A 25,869-nucleotide genomic window follows, 5' to 3' on the forward strand; every position below is an offset into this window, starting at 1 on the left:
ATGGAAAAAGCAGTTGTCCGTCATTATGTTAACAGAGGCGGGCAGCTTCCGGTGAAGCCTACAATTATTTCAGGCTTCGATGCGGATACGGACGTGCTGATCATTGATGAGCCCGAGCATTCCAGAAAAGACCTGGTTTTTGAGCAGGACGGCGACAATACATTGATCAGACTGGCGGATTCATTTATGATCCTCGCCTCGCTGGAAAATGTGCATGCGATTGATCTGGACCCGGCCCCGTTTTTAAAAGAGTTCTATAAGGCGTTGCAGGAGAATGATATAGAGGAAATTTTATCGTTTCTGGCTGAGGATGTCTTATGGGAAATGGGCGGCCCGCAGGATTTGATTCCCTGGGCAGGTGCCTGGGAAGGAAAAGCAGGAGTAAGGCAATTTTTCCAATTACTAAAAGAAGGATTGGCTTTTGAAAAACTGAATCCGACCCGGTTTGTAGCGCAGGGAAATACATTGGCCGTCGTGCTCGAAGGAAGCGGTGAAGCCAGAACCGGGAAAGCTTTTTCAGGCAGCGTGGTGCATTGGGTTATTGTAAAAAATGGCAGGATCAGCCAGCTGCAATGTTACCGCGATACATTTCCGATCATCGAGGCCATGCAGGGTGGGAGGCCGTTCACGATAGCAGCAAATGGTTTTGGATCAGCACATTATACCAATAAATCGGTCACATCGCCGCGCACGACGGACAGCATTGTATTCGACGAAGCAATTTTTGACAATGCGCCGGCAACGGTAAAATCGGCCAGGGCCATGTATGGCGCACTACAAGGATTCAAACCAGAAGACATCCGTAAAGCATTTGCGCCCAATGTAGTGTGGCATATGTTCGGGCCGAGGGACATCATTGCATGGTCGGGGGAGCGCATCGGACCGATTGCGGCCGTGGAATCGGCAAAGCAGATCATTGAAACCATGCGTTTTGACCGTTTCAAGGCAGTAAGGATGCTTTACCAGGACAATGTAGCGGCCGTTTTGATCGATGAGCCGGGCGTTTCCAAAGCAAGCGGATTGCCTTTTCATACGAGCGTTGTGCATATTGTAGTCGTGAATGAAGACGGAAAAGTGGCTTCGATCCATAACCACGTTAATACAGCAGAAATAGTAGAAGCCTTTTTGGGCGGAAGACCTTATACAGTGAATTGAACAGCATTTTAACCCTTAAAAGAAGAAAGCATGTCACTTACAGCAGAACAAAACAATGCGATTTGTGTTGAATTTTTCGAAACAGCCTGGAACACAGGTGTTGTACGCGAAGATTTACTGGCATCCGACGCGATAGACCATTCACAAGTGGGCGGTAAAACGGTTTCTGAGCCTGGTTCGGCCAGTTTTAAAGGCATCGTGGGCATGTTCCGCGGCGCTATGCCGGATGCAAAGCTTAGCATTGAAGATCAGATATATGTAGCCGATAAAGTAGTGCACAGATGGAGACTCAACGGCACCGACACAGGCGGCGTTATGGGCATGCCGCCATCCGGAAAATCCATCACATTAACAGGCACAACCACAGCCCGCATGAAAGATGGCAAAATCGCTGAGCGCTGGGCCAATGTGGATGAACTGGGCCTTTTGCAACAGCTAGGCGTAGTTCCTCCTCCTCCTTCCGGAGCGGCACCAGTAGCACACTGATGATATTCGTAAATCCTCCTCGACATTGTTTTTAAAATTATTCAAACCCGAATTTTATGTCTAAAAAAGTACTCGCCATTTTATCGGAATACGGATATTGGGGCATTGAGCTGGTAGGCCCGCTCGAAAAACTGGAAGCAGCCGGTTACACCGTAGATTTTATTACGCCAAACGGCAAAAAAGCAGAAGCGCTACCGCCAAGTTATGATACCACTTACGTAGATCCTCCTCTGGGCGTGTGTGTTACCACGCAGCTCGCAGCTGATAAAGTAAATGCATTTGAAGCGACAAACCGTTTGGAAAATACAATGAACCTGTCGGAAGTGATCCCGCAGCGTCCATACTTCTCAACACCGGATTTCCTTCGCGCATTTGAAAAATATTATAGCGACCTCAAAATCGCACAGGACAAACTGACCGAAGAATACGACGCGGTTTTCCTGGTAGGCGGCAGCGGCCCGATCATCGACATGGTGAACAACCAGCGTGTGCATGATGTAATCCTTGCTTTTTACAAAAAACAAATGCCTGTTGCTGGAATCTGCTATGGCGTTGCGCCACTGGTTTTTGCAAGAGATTTCAACGAACGCAATTCCATCATCAAAGGAAAACACGTTACAGGTCACTGCATTGAGTACGATTACCATGATGGAACCGGCTTCCTGCACACCGATCTGAACATGGGGCCACCGCCATATGTGCTGGAATACATTCTTTCCGATGCCGTAGGACCAGAAGGACAATATCATGGAAATTTCGGTAAAGAAACTTCCGTAATCGTTGACTATCCATTTATCACAGGCCGTTCATTGCAATGTTCATTCGAATTCGGAGAGCAGTTTGTGAACGTTTTGGACAAAGGCCTCACACGTTATGGCTGGTAAAACCGGGAATCAGAAGATCATTGAGCAATTCCTTGCGGATGGCATGGATTATATGTTCGGCAATCCCGGCACGGTGGAACAAGGTTTCCTTGACGCCCTGGCCGAGTATCCCGACATGAAATACATCCTCACCTTGCAGGAAACCATTGCGGTGATGATGGGAGACGGTTATGCCCGCGCCACACAAAAGCCGACATTGGTTCAGCTGCACAGCTCGCCGGGCATTGGCAATGCGGTAGGCGCTGTGTATCAGGCCAAAAGAGGTCATGCGCCCTTAGTGGTAATTGGCTCGGATGCCGGTGTGCAATACATGAATATGGATGCACAAATGGCCAATGACCTCGTAGCGATGATGGCGCCGGTGACCAAATATTCGACCATGGCCACCTCTTCGAAATCGCTGCTTCGCACTTTGCGCCGCGCTGTAAAAATAGCGTCGACGCCGCCTATGGGACCGGTTTACGTTTGCCTGCCCATGGATGTCCTCGACGAGATCAACGATGAGCCCGTATTTCCAAGCTGCATTCCTTCCACGCGGGTTTCGCCTGCGCCGGAACTGATCAGGCAGTCAGCGGAAATGTTGCTGGCAGCCGAAAAGCCGATAATTTTCGTCGGTGACGGCATTGCCTATTCAGATGCAATCCCTGAGCTTACACATGTTGCCGAGCTTTTGGGCGCGGAAGTATACGGTGTCGAATTCGGGGATCTCGTCATGGACAATACGCATCCATTGTATCAGGGCACCACGGGCCACATGTTCGGTTCGTTCAGCCATCCGATAACAACCAAAGGAGATGCAAACCTCATTGTAGGCACTTATATGATGCCTGAAGTTTTTCCTGAATTGGGAGAAATTTATGCGCCGGAAGCGAAAGTGATCCATTTCGATCTCAATGCTTATGAGATTGCCAAAAATCACCGCGTCGATCTGGGTGTAGTAAGCGATCCGAAACTTTCGCTTGCCGCATTGGCGCAAGAAATTGAGGCTGTAATGTCGCTTGAGCACAAAACGAAGGCACAGCAACGTATAGTGCAGATCGGTAATGCTAAAAACGCTAAGATCACCGCTGAGAAGGAAGCAGACTATCAGCAGCAAGGCAAGTCGCCGCTGCATATGTCGCAGTTCACGAAAGTGCTGGCTGAGAAGCTGAATCAGGATGAAACGATTATTTTCGATGAAGCATTAACCAGCTCAGCGGCCGTGAGCCGTTATCTGCCACCGAAGCTTGCCAAGCAGTACTTTTTCACAAGAGGCGGTTCCTTAGGCGTTGGTTTTCCGGGTGCGATCGGTGCAAAAATCGCTAATCCTGAAAAGACCGTGATTGGCTTTTCCGGAGACGGGGGAAGTATGTACACCATCCAGACATTATGGTCTGCGGTGCGGCATAATACGGGAGCCAAGTTTGTGGTTTGCAACAATGGTTCTTACAAACTGCTGCAACTCAACATTGACCAATACTGGCAGGAACGCGAAATTCCAAAACACGATCATCCGCTGCCATTTGACCTTTCCTATCCAGCCATCCGGTTTGACATCCTGGCGCAATCCATGGGTGTAGAGGCGGTAAGAGTGGAAAAAGAAGAGGAAATTTTGCCTGCTATCGAAAGAATGCTGGCCGACGATAAGCCCTTTTTGATCGACCTGGTGCTGGAAGGCAGCCACAAGTCGGACTGGGTAAAGACAAACTGTTCACAGTAATACATAAACTCTCCACCATTTCTGAAATGGAACAACCTGGTTTTGACTACATTATAGTGGGTGCCGGAGCCGCAGGCAGCGTTTTAGCCAACCGGCTAAGCGCTGACCCGCAGATTCAGGTGCTGCTTATTGAGGCAGGAAGCAAGGATACGGAGCCAGCGATCCACGACCCGGGCGGCTTTGTAAGTCTATGGGGATCAGATCTCGACTGGAACTTGTCTACCACGGATCAGCCCGGGCTGGGCGGCCGGGCTATTACCATCAACCAGGGCAAAGTGCTGGGGGGCGGAACGGCGATCAATGCCATGATGTATGTCCGCGGCAACCCGGCCAATTTCAATGAATGGGAAGCCATGGGTGCAACAGGATGGGGTTACCAATCTGTTTTGCCTTATTTCAAAAAATCAGAAAATTTTGAAAACGGTGCTTCGGAGTTTCACGCAACAGGCGGTGAACTGAGCATTCGCGAGTGTCCGGATGATGTGATGCGTTCCGATCATTTCCTGATCGGTGCTACGCAGCTGGGTTATGATGGCCCAAACTGGGATTACAATGGTGCACGCCAGGAAAATGGCGCCGGATTGTTGCAGTTTCACATTGATAATAACAACCATCGTGACAGCAGCGCATCTGCATTTTTGCATAATATTTCGGAAAGGAAGAACCTGACGATCTACACTAATGTACTCGTTTCCAATGTGCTGATCGATGATAGAAAAGCAATCGGTGTTGAGTTTCTCGCCAGCGCGGGGAATACAGAGCAGGTTTTTTGCAGTAAAGAAGTGATCCTTTCTGCGGGCGCCTTGCATACACCGAAAATATTGCTTTTGTCGGGCATAGGACCAGCAAATGAGTTGGACCAAAACGGCATTCCAGTGGTTGCTGACCTTCCCGGTGTTGGGAAAAATTTGCAGGATCATTTGCAGCTTCCCATGATTTACCGTTCCAAAATCGCGATGCCCAACACCACGCTTTTGACGGGTAATGCTTTGTTCGTTAAAGTAAGAGAAGAAAGCAGCGTCGTAGATCTGCAAATCAATTTTACACCAAGCTTACCCGGACCACTGGCGCCTGTGCTTCCCGACCTGGGCGGACCGGTCTGCATTTTCCTTCCGATCCTGGTGCAGCCTAAAAGTCGTGGAGAGGTGACATTGCGCTCCGCTAATCCGGCAGACAAGCCTGTGGTTAATCCGAATTACCTGGATCAGGAAGCGGATGTGGAAGTGCTTTCCAAGGCCGTTGAACTGGTCAGAAAGCTTGCTAATACTCCTAAATTTCTCGAACTGAACGGCGGGGAGATGGTGCCTGGTACGGATGCGGACATTGAAGCATTTGTGAGAAGCCAAAGCACCACGATCTGGCATCCGGCCGGAACTTGTAAAATGGGCACCGACGCAATGGCCGTTGTGGACGCTGAACTAAGGGTTCACGGCATTCAAAATCTGCGCGTAGCCGATGCGTCTGTTATGCCTACGGTTACGAGCGGGAATACAGTGGCGGCCTGTTTCATGATTGGTGAAAAGGCAGCCGATATGATCCTGGCAGCACATCCTGTTGCCGATCTCACAAGGAGTTTAATCGATTGATTGAATTATAATTAACCTAAAAAATACAACATAATGCTAACGCAGGAAGCAATACAAGCACTGGCTCTTGACTGGTATAAGAAGCTGGATGTCCATGTCCCTATGGTTGAAGTTTTGCCGCTGCTTGCGGATGCCGAACTCGAAATGGTTTTCCCGGAAGCAACCGTTTATGGTTATGCAGGATTTGAAGGCTGGTTTCAGCGCGTGATCCGCATTTTCTTCGACGAAGTGCACACTGTGAAAATGGTGGAGCCGGTCATTACAGGCAACACGGCTGTGGTGAAGGTGGTGGTGCAATGGGAAGCCAGCGTCTGGAATGCCCCTGAGCCATTCAGCAAGCGCATCAAATGCGATGCTTTCCAAACATGGGAAGTGAAATTGAATGATGCCGGAAATGTGATCATTACCAAATACATCGTCGACGGCCTCGAATATCATGAAGGCTCTGCGACGCTATAAATCAGGTTATTAACCCTTCTCTATTTTCTACAATCATGAAAAACGTTCCGGATACCAAGCTGGGAAAGATGTACAGAGAACACATCCAGCACATCCTAGATAAGAACATTGACGCGCTTTTGGACCAATACACAGATGACGCAACATTGATCAGCAGCTTCTCCAAATCGCCGGTTATCTACAAAGGCCGCGATCAGGTGAACGAGCATATGCAAGGCATTTTGGGAATCGACGGATTGGAAACAGACATTGTTTTCTGGGCCGAAACCGAAAATCCGGAAACATTGATGATCACCGAACAGATCACGATGACAGTAGGAGGCCAGAAAAGCGAAATGCGCTTCGCCGACAGCTGGGTGCTGCAGGACGGAAAAATCGCCATCCATTTTGCCGGAATGGTGCAGCATCCGGACGGAACATTAGCCTAATTAAAACATAACCCATAACACTTTCCTCATGAAACTGGCAGGAAAAAAGATCGGCGTGCTCTTGGAGGCCGATTATTTTGAAAATGAAATATTCTATTACAAATTCCGCTTTCCCGAGGAAGGCGCTGACCTGCATTTTCTGACAAGGTTATGGGGACAGGATAAACTAACATTCCTTGGCCACGAATATCGTGCTCCGATGGACTGCTGGGAATCGTTCGAAAACATGAGCGACGAAGAACTGCGCACTTACGATGCCATCATCGTGCCTTCCGGCATGGTCTCTGACCGGCTGCGTTACACCGAAGACGTAGAAAAAATCCCGCCCGCAACCGAATTCCTGAAACGCGTTTTTGCGGAACCAGGCATTTTGAAAGGCATCATCTGCCACGGATTATGGCTTACTGCACCCGCAACTGAGCTCGTTCGCGGCCGCAGGCTGGTGTGCCACAATAACCTTATCGGCGATGCCAAAGCTTACGGAGCCATTTATACCAATGAAGATGTGGTTGTGGACGGCGACCTGATCACCGGACGCTCGGGCGGACACGCGCATTTGTTTGCAAAAAAGATCATTGAAACATTGTCAGCAGCTAACCAGAATTAACATGAGCGCGACATTTTTTCACCTGGCACTAACCGTTCGGAACCTCGCTAAGTTCGAGGAGTTTTATTCCAAATATTTTGGCTTTCGACGGGCAAGGGTCATCAGTCTGGGCGACGACGCCGAGCTGGTTTTCCTCAAAAACGACGACAACATTTATTTCGAAATCTTCCCGCCCGAAGAAGACCGCCCTTACCCGATGTCCGAAGCCGACGGCCCGCATTATCCCGGATTAAGGCACATTGCATTCTCCGTGGACGACATTGATGCCAAAGTAGAAAGCATGGGCGAAGACGCCGTCATCACCCTAGGCCCGCTCCATTTCGACGACGTAATTGAAGGCTGGAAAACCGTCTGGCTCAAAGACCCGGAAGGGAACATTATAGAAATCACCCAAGGCTATAAGGATCAGGAAGACCTCGCATAATAAACTCTCAAAACACCTTTACCAACTAACGCATGAATATAAATTTCACTTTTTCAGATACCATTGCAGGGTATATCACGGGATATAATGCAGAGGAACGCTGGTTTACCGTGGAGACGTCGGACAAGCGTCCTTTTAAGATCAACCTGATCGCTTCCACCTATGCACGCGGTGTGCAGAACCTGACAGAAGGCTGGCAGGATCCGGGCGATATCGCTCCGTTTTTGTCTACGAACGGCCAGTACGTTTTCGCTTACGGAACATTTTATCCCAATGCTGGCGCAGATGAAAGCACGTTTGAAGCGCAGCAGCTGATTTTCCCTGGCAAGGAGCCGAAAGCCTATCGCCACGAGGAGCAGAATTACTGGATCACGCAGATCAGCTCGATCGCTTCCAGCTATCTGAAATGGCAATTTGATTATCCAAAGGAGGAGATCAATTACAAAAATTACCGCACAATGCTCCATTTGGGAGGTTCCAAAAAAGGAGATTACTTGCAGGAAACCGACACGATTTCCCGGATGGTTTACGGATTTGCGTCAGCTTATCTGTTAACTGGAAAAGACGAATTCCTGGAAGGTGCTGAGCTTGGAACAGAATATCTGCGCGACCATATGCGCTTTTTTGACCAGGACGATGACCTCGTTTACTGGTATCACGGCTTGAAAGTGGAAGGCCAGAAAGAAACCAAATTGCTGACTTCGGAATTTGGCGATGACCTGGATTCGCTTCCTATGTACGAGCAGATCTACGCATTGGCAGGCCCGACGCAAACTTACCGGATCACCGGCGATCAGCGCATCCGTGATGACATTGACAAGACCATTGATCTTTTTGAAAAATACTTCAAAGACCACGACGGCGAAGGTTATTTCTCACATTTGCACCCAATCACACTGGATGCGCACGAGGAATCCTTGGCGCATAACAAAGCCCGCAAAAACTGGAACTCGGTAGGTGACCACGCACCGGCTTACCTCATCAACCTCTGGCTGGCGAGCGGCGAGCAGAAGCATGCGGACTTTTTGGAATACACATTTGACACTATTACCAAGTATTTCCCGGACTACGAAAACAGCCCGTTTGTTCAGGAGAAATTCTTTGAAGATTGGAGCAAAGACCAGACCTGGGGATGGCAGCAAAATCGCGCAGTAGTAGGCCACAACCTGAAAATCGCGTGGAATTTGATCCGTCAGCAGTCGCTTACTCCGAAAGAAGAATACCTGGCATTTGCCAAAAAAATTGCTGAACTCATGCCTGCGGCTGGCTCTGACCAGCAGCGTGGTGGCTGGTATGACGTTGTGGAACGTGTGCAGAAAACGGGTGATAAGCACCAGTTTGTATGGCACGACCGCAAAGCATGGTGGCAACAGGAACAAGCGATCCTTGCTTACCTGATCATGTACGGGGTATTGGGCGATGAAGAATATGAAAAACAAGCGCGTGAGGCGGCTGCATTCTACAATGCATTCTTCCTGGATAATGACGATGGCGGTGTGTATTTCAATGTGTTGGGCAATGGTATGCCGTATCTTTTGGGAACAGAGCGTTTCAAAGGAAGCCACTCAATGAGTGCATATCACAGCACAGAACTATGCTATTTGTCAGCAGTTTATATCAATTTGCTGATCACCAAGCAGCCGACTTATTTCTACTTTAAGCCTTATCCAAACGGCTGGAAGGACAACATTCTGCGTGTTTCGCCGGACATTTTGCCTCCTGGAAGCGTGTATATCAGCGAAGTTTTTATTGACGATCAGCCTTACAGCGATTTCGATGCGTACGGACTTACCGTGAAACTTCCTGAAACAGAGGAACGTATCCGCGTAAAAGTACAGATCAGTTCGGCCAAGTAATTTGAACCACATTAAGAAACTATTCAGATGAAAGTTACCATTACGGATCAGGAAGAAATTACGGTGGTTGCGGTCTCCGGCGATATAGACAGCAAAACGGCGCCCGAATTTGAAAGAAATGCAAAGGTGGCCATGGACAAAAGCAAGAACATCGCGATTGACCTCACCGAAGTGGGCTTCATGTCCAGCGCCGGGCTGCGCGTATTGCTGATGGTTTACAGGAATATCAGATCGCAGGAAGGGAAAGTGGTGCTGGTGGGGGTTTCGGAAGAGATCCAGGACGTCATGTCAACCACGGGTTTTATCAACTTTTTTACGATCGTGGAAAAGCCGGAAGACGGAGTTGCATTCCTAAAACAAGACTAATCCATGGCAACAGATATCAGGATTGATTACTACCCGACGCACGAGCAGCAGGGGATCAAATTCAGAAGGGGACATGCATTGCCATTTGGTGCGACTATGGTCCCTAACGGAATCAATTTCAGCATTTATTCCAGCGAAGCCATCGACTGTACACTCGTATTGTTCGAAAGGGGAGAGGCCGAACCATTTGCAGAAATCCGTTTCCCTGAGGAATTCCGCACGGGCAATGTGTATTCCATGATCGTGTTTGATCTGGATTACGAGCGCCTGGAATATGGTTACCGCATGGACGGCCCGTTCAAGCCCGAAGAAGGTCATCGTTTCGACAAAAGCATTATACTCAGCGATCCCTACGCCAAAGCCATTGGCGGACGGGATTCCTGGTTGGCCAAGCCGAATTGGGATAACATTTACCCGTATCGCTCACGCCTCGTTTTCGAGGATTTTGACTGGGAAAATGACCACCCGCTCGAAACGCCTATTGAGGATTTGGTGATCTATGAAATGCACGTGCGCGGCTTTACGCAGCATCCGTCATCGAATGTTAAAAATCCAGGCACATTTGCGGCCATCCGCAGCAAAGTGGCTTACCTGAAAGATCTGGGGATCAATTGCGTGGAGCTGATGCCGATCTATGAGTTTGATGAATGGGAAAACAGCAAGGAAAACCCGGTTACAGGCGGTCTGATCGTCAATTTCTGGGGTTACAGCACGGTTAATTTCTTCTCTCCAAAGGCAGGTTATGCGGCCACGGGAAAGTTTGGCATGCAAGTGGACGAGCTGAAAACGCTGGTGAAAGAACTCCATAAAAACGGCATTGAAGTGATGCTGGACGTGGTTTTCAATCACACCGCCGAAGGCGATCACCGCGGTCACACGATCTCTTTCAGGGGAATAGATAACAAAACTTATTACATGCTGACGCCTGAGGGCTATTATTTCAATTTCTCAGGAACCGGCAACACATTGAACTGCAACAATCCGGTGGTGCGGAACATGGTTTTGGACTGTCTGCGTTACTGGGCAGCCGATTACCACATTGATGGCTTCCGTTTCGACCTCGCTGCCATTCTCGGCCGCGACCAGAACGGCGCTCCGCTAAGCAACCCGCCATTGCTGGAATCGCTCGCATATGACCCGATCCTTGCTAAATGCAAGCTCGTAGCAGAAGCATGGGACGCAGGCGGATTGTATCAGGTCGGTTCATTTCCGGCTTACGGACGCTGGGCTGAATGGAACGGAAAATATCGCGACTCGATCCGGAAATTCTTGAAGGGCGACGAAGGCCTGGTTGGAGAAATGGCACAATGCATCCAGGGATGGCCTGATTTGTATTACTATCGCGGCCCGACGGCCAGCATCAATTTCATCGCCTGCCACGACGGTTTCACGCTTTATGACCTCTTCGCTTACAATGAAAAACACAACGAAGCGAATGGAGAGAATAACAATGATGGTGGTAATGATAATCATTCATGGAATTGCGGCGTCGAAGGTGAAACAGATGATGCGTACATTAATCAGCTCCGTCACAAGCAGATAAAGAATGCGTTGTCGATCCTGATGGTGAGTCAGGGTGTGCCAATGATCCTTTCGGGCGATGAAGTTGGGGTTACCAAAAATGGGAACAACAACACCTATTGCCACGATAACGAGCTCAACTGGCTGGATTGGAGCCTGATGGAAAAAAACGCGGATATTTATCACTTTGCGCAACGCATCATGCGCTTCCGCCGTGCCCACCCGGTACTGAGGAGCAGGACGCATTTCCAGCACAGGGATTACGTAGGAAGCGGTTTTGCGGACATCACATTCCACGGAACCCAAGCCTGGCAACCCGATTTTTCACCCAGCAGCCGCTGCCTGGCATTTATGCTGGACGGCGCCCACGCCAAAAGCGGAACCATTGTCGACGACTCCATCTACGTAGCGATGAACTCCCACTGGGACGGCCTGTACTACGAACTCCCACCACTCCCGAATGGACAAAGCTGGCACCTGGCCGTGAATACGGACATGCCTTCAGGTGAAGACATTTACGAGATCGGCAAGGAGCCGAAATTGGAGGATCAGGGGAGGTTTTTGGTTGGCGGGAGAGCGACGGTGGTGTTGGTTGGGAAGTAGCGCCCCTTACAAGCACAAGCAAGCAGACATTTACATTTAAAAAACAAATTGTTTCAAAAACTTATAAAACAACATCATGGCATTTCAAATAGAATCTTTAATAGAGAATCAGGAGGCGCGGTTTACATTGCATGGTGAGCTGGATTCGCTTTCGGCGCGGGTGTTTCAGACCGAGATTGAGAAAATTGCAAATCAGCCGATCGATTCGTTGGTGCTTGATATGGAGGACCTTAACTTTATGTCCTCTGCCGGGCTCCGCGTTTTGATTTATTCAAAACAAAAAATCGGGCCGAAATTATCCATTTACATTGTGAAACCCCAGGAACTGATCGTGGACACGCTTACCAAAACGGGTCTGCAGCACAGCGTTACCATCGTTGATCAATATCCAGTTTAACATCTCCTGATAATGGAATCGAAAAGTTTTCCCGGCACTGTTGATTCTCTCGATTCGCTGCGGGAATACATTGGTGAGCTCTCGGAAAAGGCTGGTTTGGCCAAAAAACCAACTTACAGTCTCAAACTGGCGGTCGATGAGATTGCTACGAACATCATTTTGTATGGTTACCAGGAACCAGGGATCGAAGCGGACTTTCAGGTGGTGAGTGAGATCATGCCTGATAAGCTCGTGGTGATCCTGGAAGACATTGCCGCGCCGTTTGACCCGCTCGCGAAAGACCTGCCCAACGCGCAGGACCTGACGCTTTCGCTGGAAGAACGCGGCATCGGTGGTCTTGGTATTTTCCTGACAATCAATGGTGTAGATGAGTTTTCCTATGAATATGCCGATGGAAAGAACCGTAACAAATTTGTAATGAAAATTGCCGCAACCTGAGTCCTATGGTTGAGAATTCTACTGTTACCAATCCATTTCCTGGCCTTAGGAGTTATGATTATGACGATCATGCTTTATTCTTCGGCAGGGACGCGCACATCCGGGAGTTGAAAAACAAACTCCTGGACGGGCGTTTTCTTGCGTTGATCGGATCCTCGGGAAGTGGTAAATCTTCTTTAATCAAAGCGGGCCTCATTCCATCGCTGGAACAAGGCGAGGCGGCAGACCGCTGGGCGGCAGGCCGCTGGAAAGTGATCATTTTCCGGCCGGGGGGAAATCCCGTGAGAAATTTCGTAGAGGCCCTGAAAGTGGCCCTGAGGGACATTGATCCGCTTTGGGACAGCCGCGATCCATTGGCTGTGGAAAAAGAACTTAGCAGGGATCCCAAAGTTGCCTTAACATTGCTTTCGGCGATCCGTGACCAGAAAATTCTGCTGGTGATCGATCAGTTTGAGGAGCTGTTCCGCTATGAGCTTTCGGAAGATTTTTCGGGTAAAAACAGAACCAATGCATTTGTAAAACTGCTGTTGACCCTCATTAACCAGCGTGAGCTTCCGGTGCACGCGGTGATCACGATGCGGTCGGACTACTTGGACCATTGCACGGAATTCGACGGCCTGACCGAGATCATTAACAAGGGCTATTATCTGCTTCCGAAAATGAACCCGGAGGAAGTAAAGCAAGTCATTGTGGGGCCTGTCGAGTCGGTGGGCGCCAGCATTGAGTCTGAACTTGTTGCAGGTTTGCTTAAAGAATTGGCGGATAACCCAGATTTTCTGCCCATTCTGCAACATGCATTGATGCGCACCTGGGATCGCTGGAAATCTACCAAGCCATTCTCGTCTCCCGTTTCCCGTGCTGATTATGAGGCCATTGGCGGCATGCAGGAGTCGATTACCATGCATGCGGAGGAAATTTACACGCAGCGGCTTGATGAAAAAAGGCGGAATGCAGCAGCCAAACTTTTCAAATCCCTCATTGTCCTGGGCCCGAGCGACACCTCCTCGCTGCACCCGACCGTCTTGCGCGAGATCATCCAGATCACCGGCATTCCCGATTATCTGCTGATCGACGTCATCATGGTTTTCCGCGAAAATGGTGTTTCCATCCTGACGCCAAAACCAGGCGTAAAGATCGATCACGACTCGATCATTGATGTTTCGGTTGAAAAAGTGCTCACATTCTGGGAGCGGTGCAGAAAGTGGATAGAGGAGGAGCTGGAATCTGCAAAGCTCTACAAGCAGCTCAGTTACTCGGCTGCACTTTACCAGGAAGGCCGCACGGGACTTTGGGTTAATCCCGAACTGCAACTGGGACTTAAATGGCTGAAAGAAAGCGAGCCGACATTGGAATGGGCGCAGCGCTATGATCCGTTTTTCGAGCGTGCGACCAATTTTTTAGATTACAGTAAAAAACAATACGAACTCGAAGTTCGTCAGAAAGAAGACCGCCAGAAACGGGAGCTGCGCAAAGCCAGAATATTCGCTTCGGTGCTCGGGATCAGCTCATTAGTATCATTACTATTTTTGATTGTTGCACTTGTGTTGCGCACACAGGCACAGCAGAGTGAGAAAACGGCCCTGGAAAAGGAAAGCCTGGCACTGGAGGAACGGAAACGGGCTGAGGATCAGACACGTGAAGCCATTGCGCAAAAGAAAATCGCAGAGCAGCAAGGGACATTTGCCGAGCTGCAAAAGACATTAACCGAAGAACAAAAAGGCATTGCGGTAAGGGAACAGGAGAAAGCCGTGAAAGAGAGCATCGCCGCAAAAATTGCCAAGCAAATCGCTGAGGAACAAAAGATCCAGGCCGACAATGCCAGAAAAGCGGCGGTCGAATCTCAGAAACAAACGGAAATTCAAAAAGAATACGCCGTAAGTGCGCAGAAAGAGTCGGACAGGCAAAAAGTGTATGCGCAATCGGCCCAGAAAGAAGCGGAAAGCTCCCGGAATGATGCATTGAAACAGCGCTCCAAAGCAGTGGCGCGCTTCATTGCGATCCAGTCATTTCAAATGCCTGCCGGGGATGAACTGACTGCATTACTGGCTTTGAAAGCATATGATTTTAATATAAAAAATGGCGGGGAACGCGAGAATCCGGATATTTTCAATGCACTATCCAAAGCGGCGGGCGCGAAGGCAACATTAATTGCACATAACGACATTGTACGCGTCGTGGCCGAGCCGCAAGCAGGGAATTCGGTTTTCGCAACGGCGGGGGACGATGGTGTGGTCAGCCTCTGGAATTATCTCACGCCTGCGGCCAAGCCGCTTTTGCTGCGCAATCCGAGGCAAACCTTCAAAAGCATTCGTTCCGTCGCGTTTACGCCTGACGGAAAAACGTTTTTTACGGGCTCGTCCAATGGTCAGATCGTCCGCTGGGACAATTATATGCCGGGCGCGCCGCCTGCTAAAACCATCGTAGGGCATGACGGCATCGTGTTTTCGCTGACGGTGAAGAACATTAATAACAGGCCGCATCTGCTCTCTGTAAGTTCTTCCGGGCAGGTGAGGCTTTGGGATGTGAGCGACAAAAAGCTGGATGTCGTGAGAAATATCAATGTTGGCACCGAGATCGCCTCGGTTGAAATCCTGGCTGACGGCCAGTATATGTTCCTGGCAACCGGAACGGGCAAGCTCATCCGTGTGGACCTGACCAAACCAGATGCAAAACCAGCAGAATACAACCTCCCCGGCCTCCGCGGAAGGCTGCTATCCATGGCATTCACGCCTGATCAGAAGCATTTATACTTCGGCACCAGCTCGGGAATGCTTTACAATGTGCGCATGAACAATAACGAGCCGGTTCCAAACTCAATGAACGGAACACAGGGAACGCACACTTCGGGCATAACCAGCATTGCTTTCGCGCCGGACGGAAGCCGCATTGCCACAGCTTGCTATGACTGGAAAATACGCATCTGGAATGCAAAAGAAGATATTTCCAAACAACAGCCTGTGTTATTGAGCGATTTCGACTACTGGGTGATGGACATTCAATTTACCCGGGATGGTAACAAATTGCTGGCTGCCGGTGCGGATAAAACGGTCCGGATATGGGACATTAATTCGGCTATATTGTTTGCCGAAGTTTCTAAAAAGGTAAAACGCGAACTGACCGAGGAAGAGTGGGACCAATACATTGGAAAGGATATTCCTTACGAAAAACTGTCCCGGAACATCAGATAATATGAAAAGATTTTTACCCATTTTGATCCTCCTAACCCTTGCTTTTGCAGGCACAACAGCCTATGCACAAGAGGATTGCGATGCAACGGTGATCATTCCCGAGGCTGACAGGAAATATAGGACCGGGAATTTCGATGAGGTTTTTCAAATCCTGAACCCTTGCCTTAAAACCAGATTTTCGCCGAATGCGCAAGTGCAGGCATATAAGATCATTGCATTAACATATCTCGCGCTGGATTCTTTGCCACAGGCGGCCACGGCTGTGCGTAACCTTTTGATAGCCAACCAAAATTACGAGCCGGAATTCTCTGCATTGCCGCAATTCAAAGACCTCGTTGCCCAGCAGCGCGATCTCATGGACCGCATCATCCAAATCACTTCCGTTTCCAAGAAAGCGGAAAACCTTCTGCAAGTGCCCGCCACCGTAACCGTTTTGACCCAAACTGACATTGTAAAACGAGGCTATAAAGACCTGACCCAAATGCTGAATGACATTCCGGGCTTCGACGTCATCAGAGGGAACGGGCCGTCTTATGTCACATTCTACCAGCGCGGTTACCGCTCCACTTCCAACGACCGCACCATCCTCCTTGTGGACGGCGTCGAGGAAAACGACCTGAATTCAGACAACATCCCCATTTCACGGCAATATGCCTTGTCCGACATTGAGCGCGTGGAAGTAATCTATGGCCCGGCTTCGACTATGTATGGCGCAAATGCATTTGTAGGCGTTATAAACCTCATTACCAAGCGTTTTCTGGATCGCGAAATGCCGGAAGGTAAGAAAATGGTCGTTTCTACGAACGGTCAGGTGCGCTATGGATCTTTAAATACAAAACTCATTGACGGTGTGGTGACCATGCGGACAAAGGACGTTGCGGTTTCGGTAACGTCGCGCTATTTCGCTTCTAACGAGCTGGATTACAGCCGGTATCCCGAATGGAATTACGATCCGAGAACCGCTGATAACTATCCTGCACAGCAGAATATCAACGGCGCCGCCGCGCAGACTTACATTACTACCAACAAGCTCAACACGCTTTTCCCTAACAACGATCTTTATCAGGTTGGCTATGATGCGAACGGCAATGCCAATGCATTGAGCCTGACTAATGCCGGAAAGGCAAAGGCGGCCGAACTGGATAATGCTAATTTATTCCAGGCGAATGTGAACGGAAGTCCGGTGGGTTTTAATGATGATTCAAAAAACTTTTTTATCCGGGCAAAAATCGAGTTTAAGGATTTCATGATATCGCTCATGAGCTGGAAAACGGACGAAGGCGCAACACCTTGGTATACCAACCGCTCCCGCATCGTAACACCCGAAGTTTCGCGCTGGGTCGCCAACAACAAGGCGTTTTCTTTGACCTACAATAAATTCATTTCTGAAAAAGTCCAGATCCTGAACCTGACTTCCTACCGGCTCCATGAGCTGAATGGTGCAACCAATTTGCCCACTTATAGAGGTTATTTCAATGGCAGTTACGGCATTATCGACCTTCTTAACCAGCGCAAGCCCACCTATACGATCCCTTACTGGTATCGTGTTTCCAACCAGCTGCGTAACGAATTCCGCGTGTTGCTCACGCCGTTGCCGAAGCTGGACATTAACAGCGGCATCGAAATCAGGAACAGTATTATACAGGCCAACTACATTACTTCGCAAACCGAAAATGCAGACGAAACCGGACGCCCGGATTCCACATTGGCAGGCGGCGATAACTTCCGTGTTTTTGACATTGGTATATTCACACAAGCCACTTACAACTGGACCGAAAGCCTGAAAATGGTGCTCGGTTCACGGCTCGATCACAATCAGATCCGTTCTAAGGGCGGTTATGGCTTCGTGTTCAATCCGCGGGTCAGTTTGATTTATTCCAAAGGTAAATTTGTATTCAAAGGCATTTACACAGAGGCATTTAAGGATGCTTCCTATCTTCAAAAATACGCCACGAACCGCGAGCGCGCGCTGAATAATCCCACTTTGCAGCCCGAGCGCGTGAAGAATGTGGAAGGGAGCGTTTCAATCCGGTTCAATAAAGCAATGTCCTTTAATGTAGCAGGTTATGTAGCCAATTACAGCAATGCGGTAGGGCTTGCGGCTGCCACGACGCCGGCGGGCTTGCCTACGCAGCAGTTTCAGGCACTGGGCAAGCAGCGCATTATGGGCATTCAGTCGGAAGCGCGTTATGATGTGAAAAGGCTGAATGTCTGGGGCAATTTCACTTACAGTAAGCCGCGCGATCTTAGTAAAGTCGAGGGGCAGAAGATTCCTATCAGCGACATTGCGCCCTGGTCGGCTAATCTGGGAGCTGTATATGAGCCGGTTAAAAACCTGAGTATCAGTGTTACCAACAATTATGTGAGCGCAAGAAAATCTGGCGTAGGAACTTCGGGAAGCAGCAATCCGATCACGCGTTTTGAACCGATTTACTTGCTGAACTCGACATTGACCTATCATAACATTCTGAATGTGTTCAGCTTACAGGTTCAGGTTTCCAATGTGTTTAATCACGAATATTTTGTACCGGGCATCCGGGCGGCCGAGGGCGTTACGTCCGCGTCGCGTTACCCGCAGGAAGGTCGCGTGTTCTCGGTCGGGCTGCTTTTTGACACAAACCGCAAATGAAAACCGGCTTCTCGAAATGGAATTAATGCATATAAATCCTCCTCGCTTAATGGAAACAAGGTTTGAAATCAGAAATTCGGAGTTCCTGCTCATCAAGCTGGACCATCCCGAACGCCTGGACGAAATGGGGGCGCTCCGGGTGCTGGCCTGGAAGGATGAGCAGGGCATAAGCCAGGATTTTTTCTCACATAAAGCCTGGCTGGACGATGAGGATCTGCTGGCGCACCATTGGGTTATCTTGCATAATAAGACAATCGTGGCCGCTGCACGCATGACTTTCCATACGGATTACAAATCGGTCCCGCACGCAGATTTGTTCGACGGATCCATCCTGGAAGGTTTTGGAAATGGCCCTTATGCATCTCTGAACAGGCTGGTGGTTGCGCCGGAATATCGCGGCAACGGCTTTTCAACATTGCTCGACGAAGCCCGCATTCAGTATGCAGCCATTCTTGGCGCCAGGCTGATCATTGCCCAGCCCGTTGCGTCACGCATTAAGCCGCTGGAAGATCTTGGATTTTTCTACCTGGGGAAAATCAGGCCATTATATCAAATGCCTGAACGTCAGATCTATTTTATGATTAAAGAATTAGGAGTTTAACTGGTGAAAAAAATCAAGGACATATCGCGGATGCTCAACATCAGAAAGGACGAGGAAAGCCTCGTGAGCCTGCTGATGGCCTATTCTTTTTTTATGGGCGGCGCAACGGCATTGTTCTACACGGTGGTGGCTTCGTCGTTTCTGATGAGTTTCGACCGCTTAATGTTGCCCCAGGTTTACGTGGTCGGCGGCGTTTTCGTTTACCTGCTCGGGTTGGGCTTAACCCGCATTCAGAAACGCATTCCTTTTAATCGGTTAGGCGAAAATGCATTGCTTTTCCTGATTGTCTCCATCGCCGTTTTCCTGGTCATTTATCATCTTACAGGCAGTAAGTGGGTTTTCTTTTTTCTCTTTATCTGGAACCGGATTTTTGTTCTGGTCAATGGCGTCACGTTCTGGGCAGTGGTTGTGAAGCTGTTCAATTTTCAGCAATCCAAAAGGTTATCCTCGCTCATCAACAGCGGAGAAGTTTTTTCCTCTGTCATTATGTATCTGGCGGTTCCGGCCCTGGTCAAGATTTTGCCGATCGACTCGCTACTGATCCTGGCTGTTGGTTTCCTGATCGTCTGCGCCGTTTTATTGAGAAAAATTCACAAACGTCACGTAACAACGGATCATACACGCATTGAAATAAAACCGAAACCGGCCGAGCATGTGGCGACGGATGCTGTGGATCCCAAATATTTCCGCAACATTTTCCTGCTCGCATTGCTGCCCGTTTTCGCCTTATTTTATGTTGAATATATTTTCTTCACGGAGTCGCGCAATGTGTTCCCGAACAAAGAATCGCTGGCCAGCTTTCTCGGATTTTTCTTTGGTATCAGTGCCATTCTTGAATTTTTTATCAAAACATTTTTCTACAACAAGCTCATTAGCAAATACGGCTTGAAGCTCGGCATTCTGATCCTGCCTTTGAGCCTCGTTTTCAGCTTTGCCGTTTCTGTGATCTATGGTTTGGGTTATGACACGGCGGCCATCTTTTTTGCCTGTATTGCGCTTTCCCGGTTTTTCATGAGTGCGGTTCGCAAGGCCATTGCTGAGCCGGCATACCAGGTTTTATATCAGCCCATTCAGGCGCGTTTCAGACTGAATGTTCAGGGCCGGATCGAAGGCCGGGCCAAGGCGATGGGTGGTTTGGCGGCTGGTGTTCTGCTTTTTGTGCTGGTCAACATTTCGCGGATGGACGCCTTGCAGCTCGCAATTTTGTTTTTGGTGGTGGCGGTTTGCTGGACGTTTGTGGCATTCGTAGGGGAGAACTCTTACAAAAAAATGGTGCGCGACAAGATTTTTAATTTCCCCGAAAAATCGAAGAAAAACGCTTCCTATACGCCAGGGCAGGCTATTTCTGAAAAGCCATTTGAACAACTTATCAACCAGATTTTTTCACCCAAAGAAGAAGACCGCATTGAAGCGGCGCTGGGACTGGGCAGCACGAACCGGTTCCTGTCGTACAAATATCTCATTCCATTGTTACAGGATCCCAACAAACGGGTGCGTGAAGCGGCCATATACACGGCCGGCGAGTTGAAAAGGGCAGAGCTGTGGCCGTTTTTAATGGAGCAAATGGAGGCCGATCGTTACTTTACCGTTGCTTTCGATGCGCTGGTGAAGTCGGGACCGCCTTTGTTGAAATACATTGAAAAATCATTTTTAAGCAATGAGGATAACCGTTACCGGCAGCTGCATTTGCTCAAAATCGTAGAGCAGATCGGTGGTCCGGAAGCGATCCGGTTTTTGCGCAGAAACCTGGAAAATCCCAACCGTTTTGTAAAAGACAAGGTGCTGGAAGCATTGCGGAACCTGCGTTACACCTGCAACACCACGGAGCAAACATTCATGCTGAACGAGCTGGACGAACATTTGAAAACATTCGCCTGGCTGCTCTCGGCGCAGCACGATCTTTCGGATGCCTATGAGCCGGAAAGCCAGCTGATGCTGAATCTGGAGCGGGAGAGGATGCGGATTATGCGTAAAGCTTTCATTGTACTGGAAGCCGTTTATGGCTCTCGTTTTCACGCCGTAACCTTGCTCAAAGGCGATCAGGCAACCGATGCACGCGACTACCTGACCGAGATCTGTGACCTGCTTTTGCCCGAAAACATTAAAAACAAAGTCCTGCCATATCTCGATAGCGACTCGCTGGACGAAATGCGCCGCCGCTATGCAGAAATTTACCCGCTGGCAACATTATCCGTGGAAGAGCGTCTGATCGACATTATTAATAAGGATTACACCAGGATTTCGCGCTGGACGAAGGCGGTCGCGATCAAAGAGTTGCGCCATTTTGATGCCGGAATTGTGACGCCTGTGCTGGTTGCCAATGCGGTTTCCAGGTCTAAGATTATTTCTGAAACATCATTTTACGTCCTCCGAATTGTAAATCCGGCCCGTTTCCGCTCCTTAATGGAAGCAATGACCAGGAAAAATGATGCTTTTCACATTGAGATCATGAAACCGCTTGAATGGCTTTCGACCGAAGAAGATCTGCTTGTTTCCAAGCTCCGCCGCCTGCGCGAAACGCATGCATTAGGCGGACTGCTAAGCGGGGAATTGCAAAAAGTGTTGCTGACCTCGGCCTATTTCCAGGAAGAGAGCGGCGAAGTGGTAGATCTGCGGAAACACCTCAGCGACGGCGACGTTTCCATCCTTGTGACTTATGGAAAATTGTTTTTCTCCAAAATCGGCGCACTGGAAGCCGGTAACATCCGCAATGTCGCGGAACTGACGGCAATGGGTGTCGCTATGATCCCAAATGTGCTGGAAGACACGGAATTCTATATCATTGAAAATTTTCTTTTAAAAGATCTTAATATCAGGCAAAATGTGGAGGAAAGTGTTGAGATCCATTAAGTTACTAATCATTCTGATGTGTCTGACCGGCTCGGAAAAGCTTTGGGCACAGCTTGCAAATGTGGCAAGGCCGGACGTAGGAAGGCCATTGTCGGGCTATTATTCTTCTGCCGAATATCGGGCACACGACCAAAACTTCGCCATAGCCCAGGACAGGGCAGGCATGATGTATTTTGCCAATTTTGCGGGTGTACTTGAATTTGACGGCGTGGAATGGAAAACGATCCAGACGACAAATATCACACGCGTATCGGCCCTGGCGACGGACGCAAAAGGCCGGGTGCTTGTAGGAGCGAACGGAGAATTCGGTTATCTGGGCAAGGACGCTTTCGGTGTTCAGCGATTTGTGGATCTGTCAGTAAAACTGAAAGAAAATTTTGGACAAATTATTCAGATTATCCCTACCAAAGCCGGCGCTTGGTTTGTAACGGATCAGATCAACTTTTTTTGGAATGGCACAACGGTGAAGCCATTCAAGCACAACCTGAAAATCCAGGCGGCATTTTCCTTCAAAGAGGAAATGCTGGTTTATGCAAAAAATAAAGGGATGATTCGGATCAATGGGGATCAGATCTCCCAAATCGAGCAAAATAGTGACGTGCCTGCTTTGCTGGACCTTACGTCGGTGGTACAGCTTGGGGATGGTTCTGCGCTTCTGGTAACAACAAGTCAGGGCATTTTTAAATTAAAAAATAACCGCATTGAGGTCATTGGCGGCAATGTGAATCCCGTGATTGTACGCAATCAGGCAACTTATGCAACCAAATTACAGGATGGAACAATTGCGATCAGCATGGCAACGGGCGGCATGCTGGTGGCGAATGCGGACGGAAATGTGCAATATCCTGTGGCAGCCGATACGGATTTACAGGAAACGCAAGTGTCGGCCATGTTCACCGACCGTGAGCACAATCTTTGGGTTGCGCTCAACGACGGTATCGCCCGCTTCGACCTGCCTTCACCGATCTCACTTTTTGACAGCAGGGATGGTCTGAGAGGTTCCGTAACTGCTATCCGGCGGTTTCAGGGACGGGTTGTGATAGGCACATTGAACGGATTATATTATGTAGAAAACAACCAGATCATTCACGTCAACGGCTTTTCCGGAAGCTGTCTGGGCCTGGATGAAGCGAATGGCACGCTATACATTGCTTCAAACAAAGGGCTTTTTCAATGGACCAAAGGCTCCGGAACTTCGAGAATAAATTCGGTCTTTTCACTGAGCGTAACAGCTTCAAGCACTGGTAATGAGCTCTTTGTTGGCTTGCAGGACGGCTTAACAAAGTTAACGCGGGCAGGCAGTGAATGGCGGACAGAGCGGGTAAAGGCAGTTAACGAACAAATAGTAGGCGCTACCGAATCCTCCCCATCGACTTTCTGGCTCGAAACGCTTTCCAATGGCATTATAAAGCTGGATGGGAAATCAGGAACCATTAAACGATTTTCTGCTGCCCAAGGCATTTCCAGCCCATTATACAACAAACTGTCTTTGTATGAAGACAAGCTAATAGTCTCCAATAAGGATGGCCTGTTCGAGTACCAGCCTCAGTCGGACCGTTTTACCCGTGCGATTTGGCTGCATGCAGAAAAAACCTGGTTTGATCGTGTGCAAGGGGATGATAAGGGCAATGTCTGGACCACACGCGGCGACAAAAAATCAGCATCATTTTTCAAGAAAAAACCTTCCGGCGACTTCGAACTGCTGGAAACACCATTGATGCCCATCGCGGACGTTCCGTTTGAGATCATTTTTCCGGATGAAAATGGCAGCGCCTGGCTGGGCGGAGATCAGGGGCTCTTCCGGCTCGACATGCGGGTGCCGGACCAATATGTTTACGAATATCCGGTCATGCTGAGGAGTGTTGCCACGCAGGATAGCCTGCTGCAATTTGCACAAAACGGAATGATTACCAAGCCTCTCAGCCACCGTCAGAATAATCTGATTTTTGAGTTTGCATTACCGAGCTATCACACGAATCAGGAGGTTCAGTACCAATATTTTCTTGAAAATTATGACAAAGAATGGTCTGACTGGGGACCGCTGACGCGTAAGGAATACAGCGGCTTGCCGTCGGGAAGTTACAATTTCAAAGTACGGGCAAGGGACGTTTATGACCACGTTTCAAAGGAAACATCATTGGCCTTTAAGATCCGCGTGCCCTGGTTCAGACAGTGGTATATGATCGCCTTGTACCTGATCTTATTCGGGGCCATGATTTACTACGTGGTCCGCTGGCGGTTGAGAAGAATTTTGAGAGAAAAGGAAGAACTGGAAACGCGGATCCTGGAACGTACGGAAGAGGTTGTGAACCAGAAAGAAGAACTGGAATTGCAATCCGAAGAACTCTCAGCAACCAACGATCAGCTTGAAAGGATCGATGAGTTTGTGAAATCAATTAATGGCGAGGTAAATACGGGGCGGCTGTTCCAGCTGGTTTTAAACAAATTATGCGAATTTCAAAACGTCAACGGAGCGTCTGCACTCGTTTATAACGCCGCGACCGACAATTATCAATTTATAGCGCTGGCGGGCGCAGTGGAAACTGCCAATGTAGAAGATGTCAGACTGACGGCTCAGGAAGCCGAGCAGCGGTATATCGAAAATGGCGAAGAAATTTTGGAAGATATTTTCCTTAAAAATGATTTTCGAAAGCAAAACGCCAATGCGTCCATCAGTGAGATTTTTTCTCCTAAGGCACTCATTACGATCTTGATACGGGTTGACGGTGTGGTGAAAAGCTACATTACGCTGGAAAATACGGACCGTGAAAATGCATTTTCGGAGCGGGATTTCAATGTCGTTAAAAACCTGAAAGAGCATTTGATTGGGGCTTACATTAAAACAAACATTCTTGAAAATCTTGAAAATACATTGTCCAACCTGAAATCGACGCAGGAAGAACTGATCCGGCAGGAGCGGCTGGCCTCGGTGGGCAGCCTTACCAAAGGGATTGTGGACAGGATTTTAAACCCGCTGAACTACATTAACAACTTCTCGCAATCGTCCGGGAAGCTTTTAAAGGAAATTACCGAAGTCACTGACAAGCACCAGGATGGCTTGTCGGAAGATGAGAAGGATGATCTGGACAGTGGTTTCAGTATGCTTCAAAAAAACCTGGAAAAAATTTATGAACATGGCAACAGCACAACGCGTATCGTAAAGGATATGCAAAAGTTGCTGAAAGGGAAATCGAGCGATTTTATCATTACAGAATTGAATCCTTTCCTGGAAGCAAAGGCCAAAACCGCCATTCAGGAAACGCTGGCCGAATATAAAGATGCATCTGTAAAGCTGGATTTGGCTTTAAATGGCAATCCGGTTAAGGTCAGTGTGCTGCCTTATGAATTTGCACAGGTGATCACGAACCTGATCAGCAATGCCTGCTATGCCTTGCTGGAAAAGGCCAGGATCGATAAGACGTTTGAGCCTCAGATTATTATCTCGTCCAAGCTTGTAGAAAGCGGCGTTTGCATTACCGTACGTGATAATGGGAAAGGCATTCCGGCCAAAGAGCAGGAGCAGCTGTTTAACCCATTTTTTACAACAAAACCTACGTCCAAAGGAACAGGGCTGGGCTTATATATGAGTAAGGACATTATTGAGTATCACAAAGGGCGCATGTCGGTAAATTCATTGGAAGGGGTGTTTACCGAAATAGAAATTTTCCTGCCGGTTGTTGCTTAATACGCTA

Annotated in this window: 19 protein-coding genes; all 19 read left to right on the forward strand. The window is 48.8% G+C overall.

What is annotated here, in order from left to right:
- Positions 1–1,155 carry a nuclear transport factor 2 family protein gene (locus L0660_RS18250; protein WP_235160671.1) on the forward strand — a complete coding sequence of 385 codons (1,155 nt, stop codon included), beginning with the start codon at positions 1–3 and terminating at the stop codon, positions 1,153–1,155.
- Positions 1,156–1,185: 30 nt separating this feature from the next.
- Positions 1,186–1,641: an ester cyclase gene (locus L0660_RS18255; protein WP_235160672.1), complete on the forward strand. Its 456-nt coding sequence runs from the start codon at positions 1,186–1,188 to the stop codon at positions 1,639–1,641.
- A gap of 56 nt (positions 1,642–1,697) precedes the next feature.
- Positions 1,698–2,525 (forward strand): type 1 glutamine amidotransferase domain-containing protein, encoded by an 828-nt coding sequence (locus tag L0660_RS18260; RefSeq protein WP_235160673.1) that lies wholly within the window; start codon positions 1,698–1,700, stop codon positions 2,523–2,525.
- Positions 2,515–4,224, forward strand: a complete 1,710-nt coding sequence (locus tag L0660_RS18265) for a thiamine pyrophosphate-binding protein (RefSeq protein WP_235160674.1) — start codon at positions 2,515–2,517, stop codon at positions 4,222–4,224. Before L0660_RS18260 ends, L0660_RS18265 begins: the two co-directional genes overlap by 11 nt.
- Before the next feature lie 26 nt (positions 4,225–4,250).
- Positions 4,251–5,810 (forward strand): GMC family oxidoreductase, encoded by a 1,560-nt coding sequence (locus L0660_RS18270; protein ID WP_235160675.1) that lies wholly within the window; start codon positions 4,251–4,253, stop codon positions 5,808–5,810.
- A 33-nt stretch (positions 5,811–5,843) separates the two neighbouring features.
- Complete coding sequence (locus L0660_RS18275; RefSeq protein ID WP_235160676.1) at positions 5,844–6,269, forward strand: hypothetical protein; 426 nt, start codon at positions 5,844–5,846, stop codon at positions 6,267–6,269.
- A 35-nt stretch (positions 6,270–6,304) separates the two neighbouring features.
- A complete protein-coding gene (locus L0660_RS18280) occupies positions 6,305–6,697 on the forward strand; it encodes a nuclear transport factor 2 family protein (RefSeq protein WP_235160677.1) in 393 nt (130 codons plus the stop codon).
- A gap of 28 nt (positions 6,698–6,725) precedes the next feature.
- On the forward strand, positions 6,726–7,304 hold the full coding sequence (locus L0660_RS18285) for a DJ-1/PfpI family protein (RefSeq protein WP_233798007.1): 579 nt from the start codon (positions 6,726–6,728) through the stop codon (positions 7,302–7,304).
- Position 7,305: 1 nt separating this feature from the next.
- Positions 7,306–7,728, forward strand: coding sequence for a VOC family protein (locus L0660_RS18290; RefSeq protein ID WP_235160678.1), 423 nt, complete (start codon positions 7,306–7,308; stop codon positions 7,726–7,728).
- Positions 7,729–7,760: 32 nt separating this feature from the next.
- Positions 7,761–9,584, forward strand: a complete 1,824-nt coding sequence (locus tag L0660_RS18295) for an AGE family epimerase/isomerase (RefSeq protein WP_026631487.1) — start codon at positions 7,761–7,763, stop codon at positions 9,582–9,584.
- Positions 9,585–9,611: 27 nt separating this feature from the next.
- Positions 9,612–9,950, forward strand: coding sequence for an STAS domain-containing protein (locus tag L0660_RS18300; RefSeq protein WP_026631488.1), 339 nt, complete (start codon positions 9,612–9,614; stop codon positions 9,948–9,950).
- A gap of 3 nt (positions 9,951–9,953) precedes the next feature.
- The gene (glgX, locus tag L0660_RS18305) at positions 9,954–12,074 is read left to right on the forward strand and encodes a glycogen debranching protein GlgX (RefSeq protein ID WP_233798010.1); all 2,121 of its coding nucleotides are present in this window, start codon (positions 9,954–9,956) and stop codon (positions 12,072–12,074) included.
- Between the two features lie 76 nt (positions 12,075–12,150).
- On the forward strand, positions 12,151–12,471 hold the full coding sequence (locus L0660_RS18310; RefSeq protein ID WP_026631490.1) for an STAS domain-containing protein: 321 nt from the start codon (positions 12,151–12,153) through the stop codon (positions 12,469–12,471).
- Positions 12,472–12,483: 12 nt separating this feature from the next.
- Positions 12,484–12,909 carry an ATP-binding protein gene (locus tag L0660_RS18315; protein ID WP_233798012.1) on the forward strand — a complete coding sequence of 142 codons (426 nt, stop codon included), beginning with the start codon at positions 12,484–12,486 and terminating at the stop codon, positions 12,907–12,909.
- 5 nt (positions 12,910–12,914) lie between these two features.
- Complete coding sequence (locus L0660_RS18320) at positions 12,915–16,097, forward strand: hypothetical protein (RefSeq protein WP_235160679.1); 3,183 nt, start codon at positions 12,915–12,917, stop codon at positions 16,095–16,097.
- A gap of 1 nt (position 16,098) precedes the next feature.
- The gene (locus tag L0660_RS18325; protein WP_235160680.1) at positions 16,099–18,726 is read left to right on the forward strand and encodes a TonB-dependent siderophore receptor; all 2,628 of its coding nucleotides are present in this window, start codon (positions 16,099–16,101) and stop codon (positions 18,724–18,726) included.
- A gap of 49 nt (positions 18,727–18,775) precedes the next feature.
- Entirely contained in the window at positions 18,776–19,327 is a 552-nt protein-coding gene (locus L0660_RS18330; RefSeq protein ID WP_233798015.1) for a GNAT family N-acetyltransferase, read from the forward strand.
- A gap of 3 nt (positions 19,328–19,330) precedes the next feature.
- Positions 19,331–22,177 carry a HEAT repeat domain-containing protein gene (locus L0660_RS26245; protein WP_235160681.1) on the forward strand — a complete coding sequence of 949 codons (2,847 nt, stop codon included), beginning with the start codon at positions 19,331–19,333 and terminating at the stop codon, positions 22,175–22,177.
- A complete protein-coding gene (locus L0660_RS18340) occupies positions 22,149–25,862 on the forward strand; it encodes a sensor histidine kinase (RefSeq protein WP_235160682.1) in 3,714 nt (1,237 codons plus the stop codon). Before L0660_RS26245 ends, L0660_RS18340 begins: the two co-directional genes overlap by 29 nt.
- Positions 25,863–25,869: the final 7 nt, after the last annotated feature.

Source organism: Dyadobacter sp. CY351, assembly GCF_021502625.1.
Classification (GTDB): domain Bacteria; phylum Bacteroidota; class Bacteroidia; order Cytophagales; family Spirosomataceae; genus Dyadobacter; species Dyadobacter chenhuakuii.